Raw genomic sequence first — 21,962 nt, forward strand, 5'->3', positions numbered from 1 at the left:
CCCGATCGTTTGGGCGCCGGGTCGAGGGCGCCCCATGGGTGCCGCGCCGGGTTCGGCCGTTCACGCCGGCCGGACCCCCGCGGTCAGCCCGATCCAGGTGTCCTCGCCGCGCGGGACCACGTAGACGGGGTCGGTCTCCCGGTGCCAGCCGAGGGGGACGACGTAGTAGCCGTCGCGGCCCTCCACCAGGAGCCGGAGGTCGGTGTAGCGGTAGCGGTGGCGCAGGCCCGGGCCGAGGTCCTCCTCCCGTACCGGCCGGGGCAGGCTCAGCCGGCGGCCGCTGAGGATCAGCACGCCCGTCCACTCGGGGAGCCGGGCGGCGTGGCGTTCGGCGTCCCGTTCGCCGAGCTGCACGGTGACGAGGGTGAGGGCCCAGAACAGGCAGATCCCCGCGGCGAGGACGGGCAGCGTCCTGCGGCGCGTGCCGTGCGGGCGGCGGCCCGCCGCGTCCGGGACCTGCCCGAGCAGGAGGCCGGCCGCGATCACGAGGGGCACGATCCAGACGCGGCGTCCCGTCCACCGGTAGCCGATCAGCAGGACCAGCCCGGCCGCGACGACCACCAGGTGGTGGCGGGCCAGCGCGCGGACCGCCGCGTCCAGGGGCCGGGTGACACGATCGGGCAGGAGCCGGCTCCCGGTGAGGCGCGGCAGGCCGGCCAGGAGCACGACCACGATGAGGACCACCATCACCGGGGTCCGCAGCACGACGAGGCTGCGCAGCACGAGGTCGCTGAACCCCATCCCGAGGGCGGACAGGGCCACGTGGAACCAGCCGTAGTAGGCGACGGAGTAGAGCGCCCCCAGATAGAACATCAGGGCCGCGACGAACGACGCCTGGGCGAGCAGTGTCCTCGCGAGCGCCGCCGGGCCGGCCGGCGGCGGCGTCCCGGCCGGTGCGGCGCTCCCGTCGTCCACCGGAGCTCCTACGAGACGCGGGGCTCGGGCGGGCCGGGCGGCGTCAGGGTCGGTGCCGGGGGCACGACCCCCGGCCCGGTGGTGCGGCCGGTCGCCGGGGGCGGCGGCGGGGGTGGCGGCGGAGGCACGTTCCCGGGCGGTGCGGGGGTCCCGTCGCCGGGCTCCCGGTGCGGGGCGGCCGGCGACGGCGACACGGACGGGGAGGCCCCGGTGGGCGTGGCGGTGCTGTGCTCCGGTTCCGGTCCCTCGTCGGAGGAGCAGCCGGAGGCGAGCCCCAGGCACACGGCGGCGCACACGCACACAGCGATCGCCGCACGCCCTGCCGTCCTTCCCATGGAGCCCTCCTCGGCACGCCGGGACACCGGCGCCGTCCGGGTGCGGACGGACGGCGCCCTCTCAAGACCATCCCCCCGGTGCCGCGCGGAGCGTGCGGGCCGTTCGGCTGAACTGTCCGCGGGAGCGGCACCGTGGCCGCCGGGCGGGGCGCTGCGGCATCATGCCCCCGGTGCCACGGGCGGACGCGGCCCGCTCCGCCCGGCGCCGGACGCTTCGACCTTTCGGGAGGCAGCGGTGCCCACGACCTTCCCGTTCGTCCACTATCTGCTCGGCGTCGAGGGTCTGGCGCTGCTGCGGTCCTGGCTGACCGGTGACGCGGAGAGTTCCGCCGCGCGGATCGCGGAGTCCGCCGAACTGTGCCGGCGGTGGTCCGCGCGGGACGCGCCCGACGGCGTGACCGTCGAGGAGCGGCCCGTCGGGGACGGCTACGCGGCCTGGTCGGCCTCGTACGACGAATCCCCCAACGCGATCACGGCCCTCGCCGACCGGGCCCTCGCGGACGCCCTGTCCGGTCTTCCGGCCGGGCGCGCGCTCGACGTGGCCTGCGGCACGGGACGGCAGACCGAGCGGCTCGCGGCGCTGGGCCACCGCGTCGTGGGCGCCGACTCCTCGCCCGCCATGCTGGCGCGGGCCCGGCACCGGCTGCCCGGCGTCGGCTTCGCGCTCGCGGACATGGCGGCGCTGCCGTTCGCGGACGGCGGCTTCGATCTGGTGACGTGCTGTCTGGGCCTGACGCACCAGGCCGGCCTGGGGCGGGCCGTCGGCGAGCTGGGGCGGGTGCTCCGGCCGGGCGGCCACGCGGTGCTGTGCGACATCCACCCCACGCTCGTGCTGCTCGGCGGGCACGCCTTCGTACCGCTCGGGCCCGGGCGCAAGGCCGTCGTCCGCAACCACCACCATCCGCACTCGGCCTATCTGCGGGCGTTCGCCGCGCACGGGCTGGAGGTCGTGGACAGCGCCGAGCCGGTCCTCACCGAGGAGTGCGGGGTGAGCCCGTCGGCCGCGGCGCTCGTGCCGGAGGCCGTACGCGCCGCGTTCACCGGGCTGCCGGCCGTCCTGCTGTGGACGCTGCGCCGGGCCCGCTGAGACGACGCGCCCCCGTACCGCCCGGACCGTAACCCCTATGGAATTCACCGGACTTCGGCGTCTTCCCCGGTGCGGACCGCTGGGGTAGAGTCCTGCGGAGCGATGCTGGTCATGTACAAGTAATTCCGTGATGCCGGACTCCATCCTCGCGTCGGGGAGCAGAGCATGGTGCGCGATATGACTCGACCCGCACGACTCGTGACGCCCGCGGCCGGCCCGGACCGGCCCCAGGACCGGTGACGCCCGGCGGCGAGACCCTCCGGCGCTGGCCGCAACGGCTGGTGGCCCGTGGATACGCTCCCCCGCCCGAGCCGGTCCCACCCGTCACGGCCCTGGTGCGGCACGGCACGGGCGGCCCGTGGAAGCGGCTCTCCGCGCACGAACTGCCGCACGCCCTGCCCGCCGTACCGCCGCACGGCCTGGCCGTGCTCTGCCCCAGCTACGTCGCCCGCTGCGACGAACGGGAGCACCTCGCGACCGCCGCCCACGTCCTCGAACGGCTCGCGGAGCTGCGCCACGCCCGCCCCGGCCTGCCGGTCGTCCTCTGGTGGGGCATGCAGTGGCGTACGGGACCGCGCGGGGCCGCGGAAGAGGAGGAGGCCGTACGCCGGCTCACCCTGGTCGGCGACCTGGCCGCGCGGCGGGTGCCCGGCCTGGCGTACGTGGGGCTGGCGCTGCCGGGGCCCGGCAAGACGCGTACGACGAACGCGGCGATCCGGGCGGCCGCGCCGCTGCGGCCCGCGGCCTGGCTCTGGCTCGACGACGACATCCGGCTGGAGCCCGGTTGCGCCGAGCGGCTGGTCGCCCGCTTCGAGGAACGCGGGCGGACCGGCGCGGTGGGGGCGGCCAAGGTCGCGCTGGCCGGCCCGGACCGTACCTCCCGGTTGCTGCGCCGGCTGGGCCGCGCCACCGCGCCCCGCGGGACGTACCCGCACGGCTGCTGCATGCTCGTCGACGCCCGCGTGGTGGCCGGCGGTATCCCCGACCGCACCGGCTCGGACGACGCGTACGTCCTCTTCGAACTGCTCGACCCGGCGGCGCCCGACCCCTTCCACGCCCTGGAGGTGCTGCCGGACGCGCGCTGCCGGCTCGTCCTCGGCGGGACGCCCCGGTCCACCGTACGGCGGCTGCGCTCCACCCTCTTCAGCCACCTCCTGCACATGGCCGACTACCCCTGGGCGACGGCGCGGGTGTACTTCCGCGAGACGCTCTTCCACGGGCTGTGGCCGCTGGCCCCGTGGGACGGCCGCCGGGGGCCGGCCGCCGGCGCGGTGCGGTGGGCGGTGAAGGCGACACACTTCGCCTGGTTCGCGGCCGCCGGGACGGCGCTGCTGGTCCGCGGCTGCGCGGGCCGGCCGCTCCGCCGGGCCCCGTGGGCGGACGCCAACGACTACCTGAGCCCCGAGCGGCCGCCCGCACCCGTGAGATAGCCCAGTTCCTCCGCGCCCCGGGCTCCCCGTGCGCGCGGGTTCCCCGTGTTCCCCATGGCAGCGACCCGAGGGGTGAAGAGCATGGCACGACAACCCACCAGTCTGAACGGGCACTTCCGCACCGACCTGTCCGGGAGGTTCAACGAACTCGACGTCCTGCGCCGGCAGTGGGCCCTGTTCGCCGCCAACACCGAGGGCGAGGTGCTGCCCCCGTACGAGGTGCTGATCCACCCCTCCAGCGGCTGCAACCTGCGCTGCCAGTGGTGCATCGGCGACCACGTGCCCGTCGAGGTCTGGGACGACGACCGCGAGCGGCTGGTGATGCTGGACGCGTCCAAGGAGGCGCCGGACCGGCTGCCGGACGTACTGGCCGACCCCGAGGCGATGATGAAGCTCGCGCGGGAGCTCGTCGGCTACCGCAAGACCGCGTCCTACCGGTCGGGCGGCACCCGGCACACGGCGGAGTTCCGGGTGCGCAACGTCTCCTTCTCCGGCCTCATCGGCGAACCGCTCGTCGCCCGCGCGGCACTGATACCCGCCATCCGGCACCTGACCGACCACGACGTACGCGTCGGCATGTTCACCAACGGCGTCCTGATGGACGACCGGGCGATCGACGTCCTGGTGCACACCGCCTACATCCACCTCAGCCTCGACGCGGGGAAGGCCGAGACCTACGGCGCGCTGAAGTTCAAGGGACACCGCTCGGGGGCCGTGAAGTTCGAGCGGGCGGTGGAGAACCTGCGCAAGCTGGTCGAGCGCCGCCGCGCGCTGGGCACCGGCATCGAGATCAGCGTCTCCTTCATCCTCTATCCCGAGAACTACCACGAGGTGCGCGAGGCGGCCGAGCTGGTGAAGGAGATCGGGGCCGACCGGCTGCGGCTCAAGCGCGACATCTCCGGCGACCGGCTGCTCGACGCGGCCCAGCGCGAGCACGCCAACCGGCTCATCGCGGGCATCCGCGACGACCTGGTAGACGAAACGTTCCAGCTGGTGGAGGTGCACCGGCTCGACGAACACGGCGAGTCCGCCCGGCGGTTCTCGCACTGCTCGATCACCGACATGATGGCCGCGATCGGCTCGGACGGGCACCTGTACCCCTGCAACTACCACCCCCGGCCGAACGGCGCGTCGTACGGCAGCGCCGTCGAGACCTCCTTCCAGGAGGTCTGGGAGGGCGAGCGGCGGATGGCGCTGCGGTCCCAGCTGCCCGCCATCTGCCCCAAGGTGTGCGACCCGTTCAAGAACCGCGCCAACGCCCTGCTCCAGGTCGCCCGCGGCATCGTCCGCGAGCACGGCCTGGACCACCTCGAACGCGATGTGACGGACCTGGTCGCCGCCGGGGCCTACGACCCGCGGCACGGCCGGCCCGCCGCCGACGGCGGACGGTGACCGGCACGCCTCGGCCCTCGCGCGTGCTCGTCACCGGGGCCGGCGGCTACGTCGGCACGTCCGTCGTCCGGCGACTGCGCGAGGCGGGGCACGAGGTGCTGGGCCTGACCCGCCGCCCGGCCGGCGGAGTGCACGCGGTACGCGGTGACGTCCGGGACGCCGAGGGGCTGGCGGCCGTGGTGCGCGCCGCGCGCGTCGACGCGGTCTGCCACCTCGCGGCGCTCACCCGCCCGGCCGCGTCCCGCCGCGACCCGCTGGGCTACTTCGCCACCAACGTCCAGGGCACGGTGAACGTCCTGGCCGCCCTGCCCGCGCCGGGGCGGCTGGTGTTCCTCTCCACGTGCGCGGTGTACGCGCCGGGCGACGGCCGCCCGGCGCGCGAGGACGACCCGCTGGGCCCGGACACGCCGTACGCCGCGTCGAAGCGGGCGGCCGAGGAGGTCATCGGCTTCCGGGCGGCGGCGGGCGGGCTGGGCGCGGTCACCCTGCGCTGCGGGAACGTCGCGGGCGCGGACGGCCGCCCCGACCCGGACCCCACCCGGCTGGTGCCCCGCACGCTCCTGGCGGCCACCGGGCGCGTCCCGGCCCTGACGGTGACCGGGGACGGATCGGCGGTCCGCGAGTTCGTGCACGTCGACGACGTGGCACGGGCGTGCGTGGCCGCGCTGGACGCCTGCCGCGACGGCGAGCACGCGGTGTTCAACGTGAGCGGCGGCACCGGCGTCGCGATACGCGAGGTGGTGGCGGCCGCCGAGGAACTGACGGGCCGCACCGTCCAGCTCGTCCACCGCGAGGGCACGGAACCGGCGGTCCTCCGGGCCGACATCCGGCGCGCCCGCGACCACCTCGGCTGGCACCCGCGCCGCTCGGACATCCGCCGCATCCTGGCCGACACCCTGGCGGCGGGGCTGCCGGACCCCTGACCGGGGGCCGCCGCGATCAGCGGCGCGTCAGCGGGGGCTGTTTGAATCGGCCGGAGGCGCGCGGCACGGGGAGCCGGCCCCCCTCGGCGGGGCCGCGGCAGCCGCGGTCGCACCGGGTCACGGGGCGCCACGCCGCGAGCCGCGCCATCGACCGAACGGAGAGCACATGACCACGGGCACGGGGCCGCGGCGGGCCCCCTGGTTCTCGTATCCCGACCCCTCGCTGAACGCCGACGCGCAGCTTTTCCTCCTCCCGCACGCGGGCGGCACCGCCCTCACCTACCGGACGTGGGCGGCCACCGTGTCCTCGGCGCTGGAGTGCCGGGCGCTGCAGCTGCCCGGTCGGCAGGACCGGTTGGACGAACCGCCGTTCACCCGGATGGAGCCGCTCCTCGCCCGGCTCCAGGAGGAGCTGGAGGCCGAGCTCGACGGCCGGCCGTACGTCCTGTTCGGGCACAGCTTCGGCGCGCTGCTCGCCTACCGGCTGACGGTGGAGATCGAGCGGAGCGGCGGGCAGGGCCCGGAGCTGCTGGGCGTCTCCGGCTGGGCACCGGGGCTCGCGGCCTCCAGGGAGCTCGACGGTGTCGCGGAGATGTCGGACCGGGAGATCCTCGCCCGGGTCGCCGAGTTCGGGCTGATCCCGGACGACGTCCCGGCCAGCCGGGAGATGATGGCGACGGTGATGCCGTCGCTGCGCGGCGACTTCCTCGTCGCGGCGGACCACGTCGAGGACGGCGCCACCGTGTCCTGCCCCGTGGCCGCCTACGGCGGGACGTCCGACCCCACGCTGGGCGGTCCCGGCGCCCTGGACGCGTGGGCGGCCGTGGCGCCGGAGTTCCTGGGCGCCACCGAGTTCCCGGGCGACCACTTCTACCTGTTCGAGCACGCCCTGGCCGTGCAGAACAGCCTGGAGCGCCATCTGCGCCGGCGGCTCGCCGCCCGCGCGGTCTGAGCGGCGGCGCGCGTACGTACCCGGGGGCCGGGAGGCCGGAAACGCCTCCCGGCCCCCGGGGGTGCGGTGCGTGGCGCCGCGGGCTACTTCCCCTGGAGCCGCAGCGCCTGCTGGACGACCTCGGCGCCGTCCGACGCGTCGATGTCCACGTCCAGCACCGTGCAGACGCGGCCGAGGAGGAAGTAGAAGCCGGCCAGCACCAGCGTCTCGACGATCTGCTCCTCGGTGTAGTGCTCGCGCACGGCGGCGTAGACGTCGTCCTTGACCGTGGGGCCGTCCGCGGCCGCGCTCGCGAAGGCGAGCAGGGCCCGCTGCGCCCCGGTGAAGACGCCGGCGTCGGTCTCGCCCTGCCGCAGGGCGACGCGCTGCTCGTCGGTGACCCCGACGGCCGCCGAGATGGACACGTGCTGGGCCCACTCGTACTCGGCCTCGTAGTGGAGGCCGTAGTTGAGGATGAGCAGCTCGCGGTCGACGGCGCTCAGCGAGGCGCCGGTGGCGAAGAGGGCGGAACCGAGCCGGGCCACCTGCTCCACGGTCTGCGGGGAGTGCAGCAGCATCCGGTAGACGTTGATGATCCTGCCTTGGCTCAGGGCGCGCATCGACTCGGGCAGGGCGTCGGCGTCCTTGTAGGGCATGCGAGGCATCGTGACTCCTTGGAAACGGTGAGGTGTTCGGGATCGCGGTGCGTGGTGCGTGGTGCGTGGGTACGGCGTACGCGTGCGGGGCGGCTCAGGCCGCGCGGGGGGTCCGCCACTCGGGCCGGGAGGAGCCGCGCGGCACCAGGACGGTGTCGTCCCAGCCGGCGGGGGTCTCGCTCAGCCGTACGGCCGGGGCGACGTGCCGGAACTCGCCCATCGGGGTGTCGTGGACGAGCCACTCGGGCTCGGGCGGGAGGGTGTCGGCGCCCAGGTGCGCGATGGACTCGCGGGACAGCACGCCCAGTTCCCAGGCCCAGTTGGCGACTCCGGCCAGCGAGACGCGCACCCGGTAGCTGCCGCCCTCGCGGGCCCGGCGGACGGCCGCGGCCATGACGCCGGCCGCCGCGAAGTTGGCGGCGAGGTAGTCGTTGAGCATCCGCCCGGGCGGCATCCTCGGCTCGTCGCCCTCGCGCTCGTTCCAGTTGATGCCCACCAGCGCCTGGCCCTGGTGGTCGAACCCGCCCCGGTCGCTCCAGGGCCCGTTCTCCCCGTACGCGCTGACGGACAGGTGGATGAGGCCCGGCGCCATCTCGATGCACTCCTCGGGAGTGAGGCCGAGCCGGGCCATCTTCGACGCCCTGTGGTTGTGCAGGAAGACATCGGCGGTGCGCAGCAGGTCGTCGAAGACCCGCCGGCCCCCGTCCCTGTCCTTCAGGTCGAGGCGGGCCGAGCGCAGGCCGACGCCGCACTCGTTCCAGCACAGGTCGTGGTCGAAGGCGTTGGGCTCGCACACATGGAGGGCGTCGGCGCCGTACTCGGCGAGCGCCCGGCCCGCCGCGGTGCCCGCGAAGATATGGGTGAACTGCAGACAGCGCAGCCCGGACAGCGGCCGGGGGCCGGACGGCAGCGGCCGCGGCGGGGCGTCGCCGACGCGCTCGACGGACACCACGGGCTCGGACAGGATCGCCTTGCCCTGCGGGTGGGCGAGGAACTCCTCGCGGGTGCGCACCACGGCGAGCGGGACGCCCCGGGCGGCCGCGGCCTCCTCCAGTTCCCAGGAGTTCCAGGTCGCCACGGCCTCGGCGATGCGCTCCCGGGTGTGCGGGGTGCCGAGGAGGTCCAGCATCTCGTCGCGGGTGCGGGGGTAACAGGCGATGATGATGACCCAGCGGTCGTCCGCGGTCCGGTAGAAGTCCCAGACGAGGGGCCCGGTCTGTCCGTCGCCGCCCAGGATCGAGCCCATGTTGGAGCCGTAACCGCCCAGCCGGTTGCCGCCGCCGAGGTAGGGCGTGATCTGGTGCAGCGCCTGGCCCAGGTCGATGCCGACGCGCTGGCTGCGGCCGGTCCGCTCGTGCCAGATCTGCGCGGCGCCGACGCCGACCGACAGCAGGGAGATTCCTATCGCGGATCCCATGCGGATCGTCGAAGGAAGCAGCGGATCACGGCCCGTGACGGTCAGCTCGCTCACCGCGGGATCGCGGGAAAGTCCCATTAATTTCAGAGTCCTGTCGAGTTCGTCGACAGGATTGAAGTCAACTTCATTCATGGGGCAACGGTAGCACCCGAACGATGACCTTGAAATGCCGCGAATGATCATTGATGAGGCGTCAGTCAGCCGTCAGTCGGCTGTCAGTGACGAGTGATTGAATTTACCGGCCAATGATTCATCTCTGTTTGTGGAGGCGGTTTTTTATGGAGCACCTCGAGGTATCCCTCGAAGAACTGAAGGAAATGCCCCACCATGAATTCCGGAAGGTCGTCGAGGCCTGGGTGTCCGCCGAGTTCAGGTCCGCGCTGTACCTGGCCGAGGACGAGGAGCTCCCGGTCGACGTGGGCTTCTTCGACCTGGGTCTCACCTCGCTGCGGCTGAGCGACATCAAGCAGGTCCTGGAGACGCGGCTCGGACGCGAGATCGACATCGCCGTCCTCTTCCGCCGGCCCACCGTCGCGCAGCTGATCGAGTACCTCGCCGAGACCCCCTGATACCACGACCGCACCGAGTCGTCGGGAGCGTCGGCGAAGAATGTCCGAGGACTGGAGAACAATAGTGTCAAGCACCAATGATCCGACCAGCGGCGCGATCCGTGAGGAGCTCGGGGACAGGCTCGGGGACGTCGCCGAGGAGATGCGCAGGAAAGACGAGCTCATCGAACGGCTCATGCGGGAGAAGTGCGAGCCCATCGCCGTCGTGGGGATGGGCTTGCGCTTTCCCGGCGGCAACACCGATGTCGCCGGCTTCACGGAATTCCTGCGCGCCGGGAAATCCGGCATCCGCCCGCTGCCCGACGACCGGCGCCACCTCGACCCGCGGCCCGGTGCCGCCCCGGGCCAGGACCACGACCGGCCCGTCGGCGGATTCCTCGACGGCATCGACCGGTTCGACGCCGCCTTCTTCAACATCTCCCCCAAGGAAGCCGCCTACATCGACCCCCACCAGCGGCTGACGCTGGAGACGGCCTGGCAGGCCCTCGAACACGCCGGCATCGACCCGGCCACCCTGCGGCACGGCACCAGCGGCGTGTTCATGGGCGTGACCACGCTCGACTACATCTTCGAGGCCACCGACCTCGAGTCCGCCGACGTCGACGGCTACCTCGCGCCCGGCCTGAGCCACAGCGGCGTCTCCGGCCGGCTGTCGTACTTCCTCGGCCTGCGCGGCCCCAGCCTCACCGTCGACACCACCTGCTCCTCGTCCCTGGCGGCCGCCCACCTGGCCGTCCGCGCGCTGCGCAACGGCGAGTGCGGCCTGGCCCTGTGCGGCGGCGTCAACGTCATCCACAACGCCCTGGGCCACAGCGTCCTCCAGGCGGGCAACATGCTCGCCCCCGACGGCCAGTGCAAGTCCTTCGACGACAGCGCGGACGGCTACGGCCGTGCCGAGGGCTGTGGCGTGCTCGTCCTCAAGCGGCTGTCCGACGCCCGGCGCGACGGCGACACCGTCCACGCGGTCCTCACCGGTTCGGCGATCGGTCAGGACGGCGAGAGCGCCGGCCTCGCCGCGCCCAACGGCGAGGCCCAGGAGGCCGTGCTGCGCGCCGCGCTGGCCGCCGCCCGCCTCACCTCGGGGGACATCCAGTACGTCGAGGCCCACGGCACCGGCACCGCCCTGGGTGACCCGACCGAGATGGGTGCCATCAGCGACGTCTTCGCCGGCTCGCACAGCCCCGCCGACCCCGTCGTCGTCGGCTCGCTCAAGACCAACATCGGTCACATGGAGGGCGCCGCCGGCGTCGGCGGGATCATCAAGGCCGTCCTCCAGATCCGCGAGGGCACGATCTTCCCCCACCTCAACTTCGTCACCCCCTCACGGCGCATCGCCTGGAACAGCTCGCCCGTCACCGTCCCGACCGAGGCCCGGCCCTGGCCCGCCGGACCGACCCGGCGCGCCCTGGTCAACGGCTTCGGAGTGACCGGCACCCTGGCCAGCGTCGTCGTCGAGCAGGCCCCCGAGCCCGCCCCGGCCGCCGAGGAGCCGGCCGCCGAGGAGCCGTCCGCCACCACCGGCCCGGCGACCGCCGGACAGCGGCCCGACGGCAGCGTCTTCACCCTCTCCGCCAAGAGCCGCAAGTCGCTGCGCGCCCAGGCCGCACGCTACAAGGAGCACCTGGAGAACACCCCGGGGGACCGGTCCGTCGCCGAGCTGTGCCGTACGGCCAACACCGGCCGCGCCCACTTCAAGTACCGCCTCGCCGCACCCGTCCGCGAGCACCAGGACATCCTCCGCCTGCTCGACAAGCACCTCGGCGCGCCGGAGGGCGGGGACACCGCGCCCACCACGGGCGTCCCCAAGGTGGCCCTGCTGTTCACCGGCATGGGGTCCCAGTACACGGGCATGGGCGCCGCCCTGTACCGCCAGTACCCCGTCTTCCGCGACGCCCTCGACACGTGCGACCGGCTCTTCGCGCCGCTCCTCGGTCTCTCCGTCAAGGACCTCATGCTCGGCGAGGGAGCCGGGGCGCGCACCGATCAGGACGCCGCCGACGGCACCACCGGTCCGACCCTCATCGACCAGGCCCGCTACGCCCAGCCCGCGGTCTTCAGCCTGGAGTACGCGCTGTCCCGGCTGTGGCTCTCGTGGGGCCTGCGGCCCTCCGTGCTCATCGGCCACAGCCTCGGCGAGATCGCCGCGGCGACCGTCGCCGGGCTGTTCTCCCTGGAGGACGCCGTCCGGCTCGTGGCCGAACGCGGCCGGCTGAGCCAGTCCGTGTCCGTCCCCGGCGGCATGGCGGCCGTGGGCGCACCGGCCGACGAGATCGCCCCGCTCCTGGAGGACTACCCCGACCTGGGCATCGGCGCGCGGAACGGCCCCACCCAGTGCCTGGTCTCCGGCGGCCGTGCCGCCCTGGAGGCGCTCGGCGAGGTGCTCGCCGGCAAGGGCGTCAAGTACACCGTCCTGCCGTCGGCCGTGCCCTACCACTCGCCGCTCCTGAACGAGGTCCTCGACGACTTCCGGGCCGTCCTGGAGACCATCGAGTTCCGCGCCCCCACCATGACGCTGGTCTCCAACGTCACCGGCCAGGTCGCCCGGCCCGCCGAGATCGGCACGCCCGACTACTGGGTGAACCACCTCGTCTCCCCGGTCGACTTCCAGGCCGGCGTCGCCGCCGTCGAACGGCGCGGCCGCCACGTCTTCGTCGAGGTCGGCCCGTCCGGCGCGCTCACGTCGCTCGCCCGGAACTGCGCCGCGGACCCGGGCCACGTATGGCTCAGCAGCACCTACAAGGGCGACCAGGACGCCGAGCGCGTCCGCCGCTCGCTCGCCCAGGTGTACACCGCCGGCCTGCCCGTCTCCTGGGCCGGCTACCACGGCGGCGGCACCGAGGGCGGCCGGCCCGCCGCGGCGCGCGCCGACCTGCCCACGTACGCCTTCGACCGCAAGCCCTACTGGCTGCCGACGCCCCAGCGGCGCGAGGCCGAGGAGGCATGGCGCGCCGAGCGCACCCCGGAGGCCGCGCGCGAGCAGGACCGGCACCTCTTCTACGAGGCCCACTGGGAGCGGCAGCCGCTGCCGGACGACCGGCGCACCGGGCGCCGCGTGCTGGTGCTGGGCGTACCGCCCGAGCGGCAGGCGTCGCTCCTGCGGAGCGCCACGGCCCGCGACGTCCAGCTGACCTTCGCCGCCTCCGCCGCCGAACTCCCCGCCCTCCTCGAGGACGAGCCGCCCACCGACCTGTGCTGGTTCTGGCGCGGCGACGCCACCGGGCCGGACGGTACGGCGGCCGACCGGCTGCGGGCCGAGAGCGAGGCCAACTACCGCGACCTGCTGGAGGCGCTCGGCACGCTCAGCGACACGGGCTTCGGCCGCAACCAGCGGCTGTGGCTGGTCACCGAGGGCGCCCAGCCGCTGCCGGGCGACGAGCCCGGCGACCGGATGCCCGCCGCGTCCAGCCTCTGGGGCTTCGGCCGGGCGCTCGCCGTCGAATGCCCCGGCTACCAGGTCACCCTCGTCGACCTGCCGGCCGACGGCACCGGCCACGACGAGCTCACCGGGGAATGGCTGGCGGCCGAGGACGCCGAGGGCCAGCTCGCCCACCGCGGTGGGGAGCGCTGGGTCCGCCGGCTGCGCCGCTGCGGACCGGCCGACGGGCCGCGGCGCGAGAAGCCGGTCACGATCCGCCCCGACCGCACCTACGTGGTGGTCGGCGGCCTCGGCGCCCTCGGCCTGACCACGGCCCGGCGGCTCGTCGCCCTCGGCGCCCGCCACCTCGTGCTCCCCACCCGCACCGGGGCCACGGCCGCCGAACTGGCCGCCCTGGAACTGGGGGAGGACGTGCGGGTGACGGCGCCCCGCTGCGACATCGGCTCGCCCGAGGACGTCGCCCGCCTCACCGCCGACCTGGCCGGGCTGCCCCAGCCCGTGGCCGGCATCGTCCACGCCGCCGGCACCGTGGCCGACATCCCCGTCGCCGACCAGACCTGGGAGAGCGTCGAGACCGTCTTCCGGACCAAGGTCTTCGGCACCTGGCTGCTGCACGAGGCCACCGCCTCGCTGCCGGAGCTGGAGTTCTACGCCGGCTACTCCACCGCGGCCTCCGTCCTGGGTGCCACGGCCCAGACCAACTCCTGCGCCGGCAACGCCTTCCTCGACCACCTCATGGCCTGGCGCGACGCCCGGGGCCTGCCCTCGGTGAGCATCGGCTGGGGTCCCTGGGCCGCCACCGACCCGCGGCGCAAGCTCAGCACCTCGCTGATCAAGAGCTGGGAGGGCCAGGGCATCCGGTTCCTGGAGCCCTCCGAGGCCATGGCCGCGCTGCCCCTCCTCCTGGAGCGCGCCGGCTCGCACATCGTGGCCGGCTCCTGCGACTGGGAGCGCTTCATCGCCCGCCGCCCCGAGAACGCCCTCTACACCGAACTCCGGGCGGACGTCGCCGGGACCGCCGGCGGGGCCCTGCCCGACCTGGCCACCCTGCTGACCGCCCCGGACCAGGAGCGGCTGGGCGCCATCAACCGGATCGTGCGCGCCCGCATCGCGGACGTGCTGCGCTTCGACGCCGAGGACCTGGAGCCCGACTCCGAGCTCGCCGCCCTCGGCCTGGACTCCCTCAACGCGGTGGAACTGAGGAACGCCCTGGAGGCCAGCTTCCGCGTCACCCTGCCCGTGTCGATCGCGTTCGACCAGCCCAGCGTCAACCTGCTGGCCGACTTCATCGACCGGCTGCTCGGCGCCGGAGCCGAGCAGGCGGCCTGACGGGACCGGACCCCCACCGAATCAGAACGGACACAGGACATGCCCATGGATCCAGCCCGTCCGCACACCCTGGACGGCATCATCGCCCACCAGGCGAAGGCGCGGCCCGGACAGCCGGCCGTCGTCTGCGAGGGCCGCACCGTCACCTACGACCAGCTGCACCGCGAGAGCAACCGCACGGCCCGCGTCCTGAACGCCGCCGGCGTCGGCTACGGTTCGCGCGTGGCGTTCCTCGGCAAGGAGTCCGAGGAGTACTGGGAGGCGGTCTTCGCCTGCGCCAAGACCGGCGCCGTCATGGTGCCCGTCAACTGGCGGCTCACCCCCGACGAGGTCGACCACATCCTGCGCGACTCGGCCACCGAGCTCCTGCTGGTCGACGAGGAGCACCTGCCGGTCGCCGAGAAGGTCCGCGACCGGCTGCCCCGGCTGAAGGCCGTGGTGCCCGTCGGCCCGGCCGGCACCGCCCCCGGCGGGCTGACGGCGCGCAAGGCGGAGTTCCCCGACGACGACCTCCGGCCCTCCGGGTCCGGCGACGACACCCCCGTCGCCCAGATCTACACCAGCGGTACCAGCGGCCTGCCCAAGGGCGTCGTGCTGCCGCACCGCAGCTTCTTCAACGTCGCCGAGGCCATGGACTCCCACGGCCTCGACTGGCTCGACTGGAAGGAGGGCGACAAGAGCCTCATCGGTCTGCCGGGCTTCCACATCGGCGGGCTGTCCTACGGCATGCAGGCCCTCAACGCCGGTGTCACGATCGTCTCGATGCCCATGTTCATCAGCTCGGACGCGGTCCGCCTGATCGAGGGTCTGGGCATCACCACCGCCATCGTGGCCCCGGCCATGCTGCAGATGATGCTCGCCGAACAGGCCTCGGCGCGCGGCGCGCTCGGCTCCCTGCGCAAGGTGGTCTACGGCGGCTCGCCGATCACCGAGACCCTGCTCGCGCGCTGCCTGGAGCGGATGGACTGCGACTTCCTGCAGATCTACGGCAGCAGCGAGACGGGCAACTTCGCGGTCTGCCTGCCGCCGGAGGACCACGTCCCGGGCAGCCCCCGGCTCAAGGCGGCGGGCAAGCCGTACCCCGGCATCGAGGTGAAGATCGTCGACCGGGACGGGAAGCGGCTGCCGGTCGGCGAGACCGGGGAGATCTGTGTCAGGACGCCCGCCCGGATGGTCGACTACTGGGGCCTGCCCGAGGCCACGGCCCGGACCGTGGTGGACGGCTGGATCCACATGGGCGACGCCGGCCACCTCGACGAGGACGGCTACGTCTACGTCAACGACCGCGTCAACGACATGATCATCGTGGCCGGGGAGAACGTCTACCCGACCGAGATCGAGAACGCCCTCACCCGCCATCCGGCCGTCACCGAGGCCGCCGTGGTCGGCCTGCCCCACGAGCGCTGGGGCGAGTCGGTGCACGCGCGGCTGGTGGTCGCGCCCGGGGAGCGGGTGACCGTCCGGGAGCTGCTCCTCTTCCTCCGGGGCCAGATCGCGGACTTCAAGATCCCGACGACCTTCGACTTCGCCGACGCGCTGCCGCGCAACCCCAGCGGCAAGATCCTGCGCCGCGGCGTCCGGGCGGAGCTCGTCCCCCAGCCGGCCGCCAACGCCTGACGGCCTCCCGGCCCGTCGCACACCCGAAGGCCCGGCCGCACCGAGAGGTGCGGCCGGGCCTTCGGCCGTACGGGGGTTACGGGGCGCGCAGCACCTCGTAGTCCTCCGGTGTGAACTCCTTGGTCACCTGCCGGAAGTCCTCGATGTTGCCGGCCCAGTTGTTGACGACCTTGCCCGTGGCCGTCTTGTACCAGCTGGTGCAGTCACCGGCGAACGCGCTCAGCGCCAGCCGTTCCTGCAGCCGGTCGTTGTACTCGGCCATCACCTCCGGGCGGACGTCGAAGGCCGCGGCGGAGTGCTCCCGCAGCGCCTCGATCGCCCGGAGCGCGTAGTCGAGCTGGGCCTCGACCATGAAGAGGATGGAGTGGTGGCCGAGGTTGGTGTTGGGCCCGTAGAGCATGAACATGTTGGGGAAGCCGCTGACCGTCGTGCCCAGGTAGGCCTGCGGCCCGTCCTGCCAGGCGTCGCGCAGCGTACGGCCCCCGCGCCCGGTGATCTCCACCCCGCCGGCCATCACCAGGGAGCTGAAGCCGGTGGCGTAGACGATCACGTCCACCTCGTGCAGCCGCCCGTCCCGGGTGCGCACGCCGTCCGCCTCGATCCGCTCGACGGGGTCGTCCACCAGGTCGACGTCGTCGCGCATCAGGGCGGGGTAGTAGTCGTCGGCGATGAGGACCCGTTTGCAGCCGAACTCGTAGGAGGGACGCAGGCGCTCCCGCAGCTCCGGGTCGGTCACCTGCTGCTCCAGATGGTCCGAGGCGATCTTGATGCACTCCTCGCGGACGGCGTTGCCGTCCATGACCAGCCCGTCCGCCAGGCGGTCGCGCTCCTGGTAGAGCGATTCGCGCAGCGCGGCGTAGTCCCCCGGCCGCTCCAGCAGGCCGCGCCGCTCCTCGTCGTCGAGGGCACGGTCCATGCGGGGCAGCAGATAGTTGGGCGAGCGCTGGAAGACGGTGAGGTGCGCGGTCCGCTCGGCGATCGCCGGGACGAGCTGCACGGCGCTGGCGCCGCTGCCGACGACCGCGACGCGCTTGCCGGTGACGTCCAGGTCCTCGGGCCAGCGGGCGGTGTGCGCGGACAGCCCCGTGAAGGTCTCCCGGCCCGGTATGTTCGCGTACGAAGGCTGGTTGAGCTGTCCCCAGGCGGTCACCAGCGCCTCGGCCCGGATCTCGTCGCCCGCGGCGGTGCGCAGCACCCACCGGTGGTCCGCCTCGGACCAGGCGGCCGTGGTGACCTCGGTGCCGAAGCGGATCGACTCGTGCAGGGCGAAGTGCCCGGCGAAGAGCTCGAGGTTGCGCAGGATCTCCGGCTGGGCCGCGTAGAGCCGGCTCCAGTCGGGCTGCTCGCCGAACGAGAACCAGTACAGGTGCGACTGCACGTCGCAGGCCGCCCCGGGGTAGGTGTTGTCGCGCCAGGTGCCCCCGATGGCGTCGGCCTTCTCCAGGACGACGAACGAGGTCTCACCGGCCGACTTCAGGCGTGCGGCGGTGGCCAGGCCCGCCATGCCGGCGCCGATGATCGCGATTTTGTACTCGGTGTGCAATGAACTCCCCTTGCCTTCGATGGGAGCGCGTCGCCACACCGGGTCGGCCGTGGGGACGGCCCGCCTGGAGACGTCCCCGCGAGGCCCTGCCCGGGATCGGGCCGGCTCGTCCTCGTCCGCGGAGAGGGCAGCTCCGGTCTCCCATGCCGTTGACGTCGTCACTCTGACAGCGAGGCCTGATGCCGCCCTGATCAGCCGCTGATATCACCGACGTCCCGTCATGGGCCGTACGCCACGCGGGCTTCCCGCCAATCATCGCGGTGATCGCGCCAATCTCCCGGCCGGGCCGAGGTCGCGCGCCACCCGGGGGCCGCGAGTCCGGTTGTCTCCTGGTGACACGGGGACACACAGCACCGAGAAGGGACACCCTCCGCCACATGATCAGTCAGTTCGCGGGCAGGACCGCGGCCGCCCTGGCCGCCGCGCTCGCCCTGGGCACGACCACCCCGTCGGCGTTCGCGGCATCGGACGCCGAGAAGACCGGCAAGCACCACACCGCCGTCACGGCCGCGGCAGGAGCGGAGGAACCGGGCGGCTGGGACGGCGAAGGGCTCCACCTGAACGCCGCGGACAACCGGAAGGTCGACGCCTATCTGGCCGACGCCCGGCGGGCCGAGCGCTCGATCAGCCCGCGGGTGCGCACCGCGGCCGTGCTGAGCGGGGCCGACGTCATCGGCTTCGACCAGCGCCTGAAGTCCCCCGACTCCCTCAAGCGCAAGGTCGCCACCTCCCTCAAGGAGCACCCCGGCCAGAAGGTCGGGCAGGTCCTCGCCGGGGTGAGCGACGCGGTGCGCTACACCCTGCGGTGGCCCGACGGCCGCTACGTCACCGGGGTCACCGTCGCCTCGCGGGTGCTCGCGGCCCAGGGCGACGACAGCACCAAGTGGTCCAACACCTGGGGCCGGGAGAAGGGCTACAAGGGCCTCAACTCCGGCTGGCGCGCGCCGCGCTCGGGACAGCTCTTCGAGGTCCAGTTCCACACCCCGGCGAGCAAGCGGGCGCAGGAGGAGACGCACAAGCTCTACGAGGAGCAGCGGCTGCCCTCCACCACCCCGGAGCGCCGCAAGGAGCTCCAGGAGCGGCAGGACGCCATCTTCGCGTCCGTCCCCGTGCCCGCCGGCGCCCCCGGGTTGACGGCGCCGAGGGTGCCCGCGCTCACCGCTCCCGCCGGAGCGGGAGCGGCGTCGCGGCGCTGACCCTCAGCGCCGGGCGGTGGTCTCGCGGTGCCGGGACACCGCCCGGCGCAGGGCCCGGTCGACGGCGGGCAGCGCGGCGGCGACGTCGGTGTGGACGACGTACTCCACCGTGGCCACCGTGTGGAGGCCCTGGACGAGGAACGTGTAGTCGCGGCCCCGCTCCAGCAGCAGGACGATCGGCTTGCCGAAGGCGCTCGCCCAGCCGATCTCGATATGGGTGCCGGGGGAGGCCGGATGCCCGGGGAGGGCGACGAAGGCGTCGGCCCCGCGGATCTCGTCCCGGTCGATGGGGGTGCATTCCTCCGGGCGCATGAGCCGGGCACCCCAGGCCTCCCGGCGGTGCGCGTTGTGGACGGAGAGGCCCTGCGCCTCGAAGTGCTTGATGAGGATGTCGAAGGGGGCCCGGGCGTCCCCGGACATCTCCCCGGTGGCCGGGTCGAGGAGTTGCAGGAAGGGGCCCGCCAGGAAGACCGAGCGGATGGTGCCGGCCTCGGTGCCCGATGCGGTGCCGGATGCGGTGGTCATGGGTGTACGCCTCCAGGGCGGCGGACGCCGGGTCCGCCGAGGGGTGGTGTCGGGGGGCCGCCGCGTGCGGTGGTCCTCATTCCTTGCGGAAGCACTGGATGTAGGCGTCGCCGCTGGTGCCGTACGTGTAGGAGGTCGTGTCGTAGGCCGTGTACGGGTGGCGCTCGACCCGGATGGTGCGGAAGTGCGGCAGGTACTGCCAGCGCAGTTCCGGCCTGGTGCTGAAGAAGGGGATGAACACCCCGCCGGGACGCAGCACGCGCACGACCTCCGGCATCGTCCTGGCCCACAGCTCCTTGTCCGTCCAGACGTCCATGTCGAGGGCCGGGTCGAAGAACATCCCGTCGATACTCTCCGAGGGCAGTTCGAAGACGCGGCGGAAGAAGTCGCCGCGTTCGATGGCGAGGTTGCCGGGCAGGTCGGGGTTGCGGGCGCGGAAGAGTTCCTCGACCTTGTCGAAGAGCTCCAGCACGGTGTGGCTGCGGGTGGCGGGGTTGCGGGCGATGCGCAGGGCGGACAGGCCGAGGCCGAGCCCCACTTCGTAGAAGTCGTGGCCGTACTCGCACAGCATGTCGGCGCTCGCCCACATCAGGTCGCGTTCCCAGGCCTGCATGGCCTGTTCGCCGTCGATGCTCAGGGTCACCTCGCCGTCGTGCTCGACGAGCTCGATGGGAGGTGTGGTCTCGTTCCGCATGACAACCGTCCTTCGTCCGTCCGGTGCCGGTATGGATGGTGCTGGTACCGCCGTCCTCACGCCCGGCGGGGGACGACGCCGAAGTGGCGCCGGGCGGTGGAGACGGCGAGGTCCTGCACGGCGTAGACCGTGAAGTAGTAGGCCTGCGGGGCGGTCGAGGGCGCGCAGCGTACCCGGAAGGCGACGTCCCGGACCCGCTCGTCGCTGCCGCGGACCTTGACCGTGCGCGGCTCGACCGCGGTGTCCTCGCGCAGGTAGGTCGGGACGAACAGGCCGAGCCGTACGGGCCCGGGCCGGGCGGCGGTGAGCGCGGCGCGGACCTCCAGCACACCGCCCTGCTCCACCTCGTCGGGTGCGTACGCCAGCAGCGACGGCGCCTCGGGCACCCGGAAGGTCACGTCGCCGCAGCGCATGCAGACCGCGCAGGTGGTGTCCAGGACGTACGGGAGCAGCCCGCGCCGGGTGAACTCCTGGGCGGGGCGACCGCAGTGGCAGGTCACGTTCCGCACCTCGGGGTCGAGGGAGCTGCGGTCGCCGAAGTGCGCCGGATAGTTCATGATCTCGTCCTCGGGGTTCGCCGCCACCTGCTCGGCGATCGCGTGGTCGAGCGACTGGAGGTCGGCGGCGAGGGAGGACCGGATCTCCTCCGGCGACTGGTCGGCCAGATGGGTGGGCCGGGCCGCCCACAGGTCCACCTTGCGGGCCAGCTTCGTCAGCCGGGGGCGCAGCGCGTGCTGGTGCGGCAGCAGCCCGGAGGCGAGCAGCGCGGTGAGCCGGCGTCCGGCGGTGAGCAGGAGCGGATCGGGCCGGTGGTCGGAGGGCGCGGGCGCTGCGGGCGCCGCCTCCGGGGCCTCCGGCAGGCCGAAGCGCATGAACGCCGGGTACGGGTGCGAGCCGGCCAGGCTGGCGTTGAGGGTGTCCACGGAGTCCGCGCCCGTGAGGGCGGCGTGCATCCAGGCGACGTTCTCGGGCCGGTCGGAGTCGTGGACGGAGACGGCGGAGACGACCGTCCGGGCCGGCCCGTCGAGGGCGTTGAGCAGCAGCTGGTACTTGGGGTCGTAGAGCGCGAGGTCGGCGAGCGGGCCGCTGTTGCAGGCGCTGAGGACGACCTCCACGGCCTCCACGCGGTGCAGGGGGACCAGCTTGTCCTCGGGTTTGTAGCACGGCAGCCCGTAGGCGCACCGGGGCCCCAGCAGGCCCGGGACGGCGGGCACGGCGGGACTGAGGCCGCAGATGGTGAACTCGCCCAGGTTGACGCTGTCGTCCTTGCCATGGCCCTGGAAGACCACCCGGCGCCAGCGGGTGCCCAGGATCTCGCCCTGGATGTCGGCGCGTTCGAAATCGCGGTCGTCGAAGACCCGTACGCCCGGCAGGCGGGGCGGCCGGTCGGTGTCGGTGAACAGGCCCAGCGCCGCCACGTCCGGGCCGGCGACCGCGTACTGCTTGGCCACGTTCCAGGCGGCCGAGGCGCCGTCGCGCCCGCTCAGCAGGGTCAGCGCCCGCTCCGGCCCCCGGTGGGTGGCGAGCAGCAGGGCCCGTACGGGTGTGAGGTTGAGCCGGTCGTAGGCGCCGACGACGAGCAGCGTGCCGGGGTGCCGGGCGGGGAAGCCGGCCGCGTCCTCCAGCTCCTTCTCGTCCAGCCAGGCGCGGGCCAGCGGACGGGCCAGCTCCGCCACCCCGGGGGGCAGCTCGTCCGCGCCCAGCAGCACGCCGCGGTCCAGGGGCGCGGGCGTACGGACGCCGCGGTACAGGCCGTTCGCCGCGGCCACGCTCCCCTCCAGGTCGGCACGGTCGCCGGCCACGAGGACGGGGACGGGCGCGCGGCCGGGAGCCGCCAGGAAGTCCGCGACGGCTCCGGGGAACCGGTCGGGGGCGACCGGGCGGAAGACTCCGTCGCCGGGCGCGGCGGACGACCGCTCGTGCCGCTGGTCGCTGACGGCAGGGTTCATGGGAGGACACCTCGTGTTCGTACGCCGGTCCGCGGGCCGGGCCGGGCGGCGCCGGCCGCGCGGGGAGAGCAGGGATGG

At 73.7% G+C, this 21,962-nt stretch carries 17 protein-coding genes; 9 read left to right on the top strand and 8 right to left on the bottom strand.

What is annotated here, in order from left to right; genetic code table 11:
- Nucleotides 1-60: 60 nt before the first annotated feature.
- A complete protein-coding gene (locus AC07BS_RS23400) occupies nt 61-915 on the bottom strand; it encodes a hypothetical protein (protein ID WP_478643689.1) in 855 nt (284 codons plus the stop codon).
- Between the two features lie 8 nt (nt 916-923).
- The gene (locus tag AC07BS_RS23405; RefSeq protein ID WP_478934209.1) at nt 924-1,250 is read right to left on the bottom strand and encodes a hypothetical protein; all 327 of its coding nucleotides are present in this window, start codon (nt 1,248-1,250) and stop codon (nt 924-926) included.
- A gap of 235 nt (nt 1,251-1,485) precedes the next feature.
- On the opposite strand from AC07BS_RS23405, the gene AC07BS_RS23410 reads away from it, so the two are divergent.
- The 5 genes from AC07BS_RS23410 to AC07BS_RS23430 all read left to right on the top strand — a co-directional run bounded on the left by AC07BS_RS23410 (nt 1,486) and on the right by AC07BS_RS23430 (nt 7,034).
- A complete protein-coding gene (locus tag AC07BS_RS23410; protein ID WP_478643687.1) occupies nt 1,486-2,337 on the top strand; it encodes a class I SAM-dependent methyltransferase in 852 nt (283 codons plus the stop codon).
- A gap of 236 nt (nt 2,338-2,573) precedes the next feature.
- Nucleotides 2,574-3,767 (top strand): glycosyltransferase family 2 protein, encoded by a 1,194-nt coding sequence (locus tag AC07BS_RS23415; protein ID WP_478934211.1) that lies wholly within the window; start codon nt 2,574-2,576, stop codon nt 3,765-3,767.
- 81 nt (nt 3,768-3,848) lie between these two features.
- Nucleotides 3,849-5,159 carry a radical SAM/SPASM domain-containing protein gene (locus AC07BS_RS23420; RefSeq protein ID WP_478934213.1) on the top strand — a complete coding sequence of 437 codons (1,311 nt, stop codon included), beginning with the start codon at nt 3,849-3,851 and terminating at the stop codon, nt 5,157-5,159.
- Complete coding sequence (locus AC07BS_RS23425; RefSeq protein WP_478934215.1) at nt 5,156-6,082, top strand: NAD-dependent epimerase/dehydratase family protein; 927 nt, start codon at nt 5,156-5,158, stop codon at nt 6,080-6,082. Before AC07BS_RS23420 ends, AC07BS_RS23425 begins: the two co-directional genes overlap by 4 nt.
- A gap of 166 nt (nt 6,083-6,248) precedes the next feature.
- A complete protein-coding gene (locus AC07BS_RS23430) occupies nt 6,249-7,034 on the top strand; it encodes a thioesterase II family protein (protein ID WP_478643679.1) in 786 nt (261 codons plus the stop codon).
- A gap of 83 nt (nt 7,035-7,117) precedes the next feature.
- On the opposite strand, the gene AC07BS_RS23435 is transcribed toward AC07BS_RS23430, so the two are convergent.
- Together AC07BS_RS23435 and AC07BS_RS23440 are read right to left on the bottom strand one after the other, a co-directional pair.
- Nucleotides 7,118-7,678, bottom strand: coding sequence for a carboxymuconolactone decarboxylase family protein (locus tag AC07BS_RS23435; RefSeq protein WP_478934218.1), 561 nt, complete (start codon nt 7,676-7,678; stop codon nt 7,118-7,120).
- Nucleotides 7,679-7,763: 85 nt separating this feature from the next.
- A complete protein-coding gene (locus tag AC07BS_RS23440) occupies nt 7,764-9,218 on the bottom strand; it encodes a CoA transferase (RefSeq protein ID WP_478934220.1) in 1,455 nt (484 codons plus the stop codon).
- 146 nt (nt 9,219-9,364) lie between these two features.
- Between AC07BS_RS23440 and AC07BS_RS23445 the strand changes: the two genes are divergently transcribed.
- The 3 genes from AC07BS_RS23445 (at nt 9,365) to AC07BS_RS23455 (ending at nt 15,977) form a co-directional block, all read left to right on the top strand.
- Complete coding sequence (locus AC07BS_RS23445) at nt 9,365-9,655, top strand: acyl carrier protein (protein ID WP_478934222.1); 291 nt, start codon at nt 9,365-9,367, stop codon at nt 9,653-9,655.
- A 64-nt stretch (nt 9,656-9,719) separates the two neighbouring features.
- Complete coding sequence (locus AC07BS_RS23450; protein WP_478934224.1) at nt 9,720-14,360, top strand: type I polyketide synthase; 4,641 nt, start codon at nt 9,720-9,722, stop codon at nt 14,358-14,360.
- A gap of 45 nt (nt 14,361-14,405) precedes the next feature.
- Nucleotides 14,406-15,977, top strand: coding sequence for a long-chain-fatty-acid--CoA ligase (locus AC07BS_RS23455; protein WP_478934226.1), 1,572 nt, complete (start codon nt 14,406-14,408; stop codon nt 15,975-15,977).
- Between the two features lie 76 nt (nt 15,978-16,053).
- Here the strand turns inward: AC07BS_RS23455 and AC07BS_RS23460 are convergent, their stop codons facing one another.
- Entirely contained in the window at nt 16,054-17,520 is a 1,467-nt protein-coding gene (locus AC07BS_RS23460; RefSeq protein WP_478643667.1) for a flavin-containing monooxygenase, read from the bottom strand.
- Nucleotides 17,521-17,897: 377 nt separating this feature from the next.
- On the opposite strand from AC07BS_RS23460, the gene AC07BS_RS23465 reads away from it, so the two are divergent.
- Nucleotides 17,898-18,716: an ATP nucleotide 3'-pyrophosphokinase gene (locus AC07BS_RS23465; protein WP_478643665.1), complete on the top strand. Its 819-nt coding sequence runs from the start codon at nt 17,898-17,900 to the stop codon at nt 18,714-18,716.
- A 3-nt stretch (nt 18,717-18,719) separates the two neighbouring features.
- Here the strand turns inward: AC07BS_RS23465 and AC07BS_RS23470 are convergent, their stop codons facing one another.
- From AC07BS_RS23470 to AC07BS_RS23480, 3 genes are all read right to left on the bottom strand, one after another.
- The gene (locus AC07BS_RS23470) at nt 18,720-19,241 is read right to left on the bottom strand and encodes a nucleoside 2-deoxyribosyltransferase (RefSeq protein ID WP_478643664.1); all 522 of its coding nucleotides are present in this window, start codon (nt 19,239-19,241) and stop codon (nt 18,720-18,722) included.
- Nucleotides 19,242-19,317: 76 nt separating this feature from the next.
- Nucleotides 19,318-19,935 (bottom strand): class I SAM-dependent methyltransferase, encoded by a 618-nt coding sequence (locus AC07BS_RS23475; RefSeq protein WP_478934229.1) that lies wholly within the window; start codon nt 19,933-19,935, stop codon nt 19,318-19,320.
- A gap of 56 nt (nt 19,936-19,991) precedes the next feature.
- Nucleotides 19,992-21,884, bottom strand: a complete 1,893-nt coding sequence (locus AC07BS_RS23480) for a hypothetical protein (protein ID WP_478934231.1) — start codon at nt 21,882-21,884, stop codon at nt 19,992-19,994.
- Between the last annotated feature and the right edge of the window lie 78 nt (nt 21,885-21,962).

It is taken from the genome of Streptomyces sp. NPDC044063, from assembly GCF_056434285.1.

Excerpts from the sequence above, each read along its gene's own strand:
- AC07BS_RS23440 (WP_478934220.1), bottom strand. The coding sequence starts at position 9,218 with ATGAATGAAGTTGACTTCAATCCTGTCGACGAACTCGACAGGACTCTG.
- AC07BS_RS23455 (WP_478934226.1), top strand. The coding sequence starts at position 14,406 with ATGGATCCAGCCCGTCCGCACACCCTGGACGGCATCATCGCCCACCAG.
- AC07BS_RS23405 (WP_478934209.1), bottom strand. The coding sequence starts at position 1,250 with ATGGGAAGGACGGCAGGGCGTGCGGCGATCGCTGTGTGCGTGTGCGCC.
- AC07BS_RS23445 (WP_478934222.1), top strand. The coding sequence starts at position 9,365 with ATGGAGCACCTCGAGGTATCCCTCGAAGAACTGAAGGAAATGCCCCAC.
- AC07BS_RS23465 (WP_478643665.1), top strand. The coding sequence starts at position 17,898 with ATGATCAGTCAGTTCGCGGGCAGGACCGCGGCCGCCCTGGCCGCCGCG.
- AC07BS_RS23470 (WP_478643664.1), bottom strand. The coding sequence starts at position 19,241 with ATGACCACCGCATCCGGCACCGCATCGGGCACCGAGGCCGGCACCATC.
- AC07BS_RS23420 (WP_478934213.1), top strand. The coding sequence starts at position 3,849 with ATGGCACGACAACCCACCAGTCTGAACGGGCACTTCCGCACCGACCTG.
- AC07BS_RS23475 (WP_478934229.1), bottom strand. The coding sequence starts at position 19,935 with ATGCGGAACGAGACCACACCTCCCATCGAGCTCGTCGAGCACGACGGC.
- AC07BS_RS23435 (WP_478934218.1), bottom strand. The coding sequence starts at position 7,678 with ATGCCTCGCATGCCCTACAAGGACGCCGACGCCCTGCCCGAGTCGATG.
- AC07BS_RS23480 (WP_478934231.1), bottom strand. The coding sequence starts at position 21,884 with ATGAACCCTGCCGTCAGCGACCAGCGGCACGAGCGGTCGTCCGCCGCG.
- AC07BS_RS23430 (WP_478643679.1), top strand. The coding sequence starts at position 6,249 with ATGACCACGGGCACGGGGCCGCGGCGGGCCCCCTGGTTCTCGTATCCC.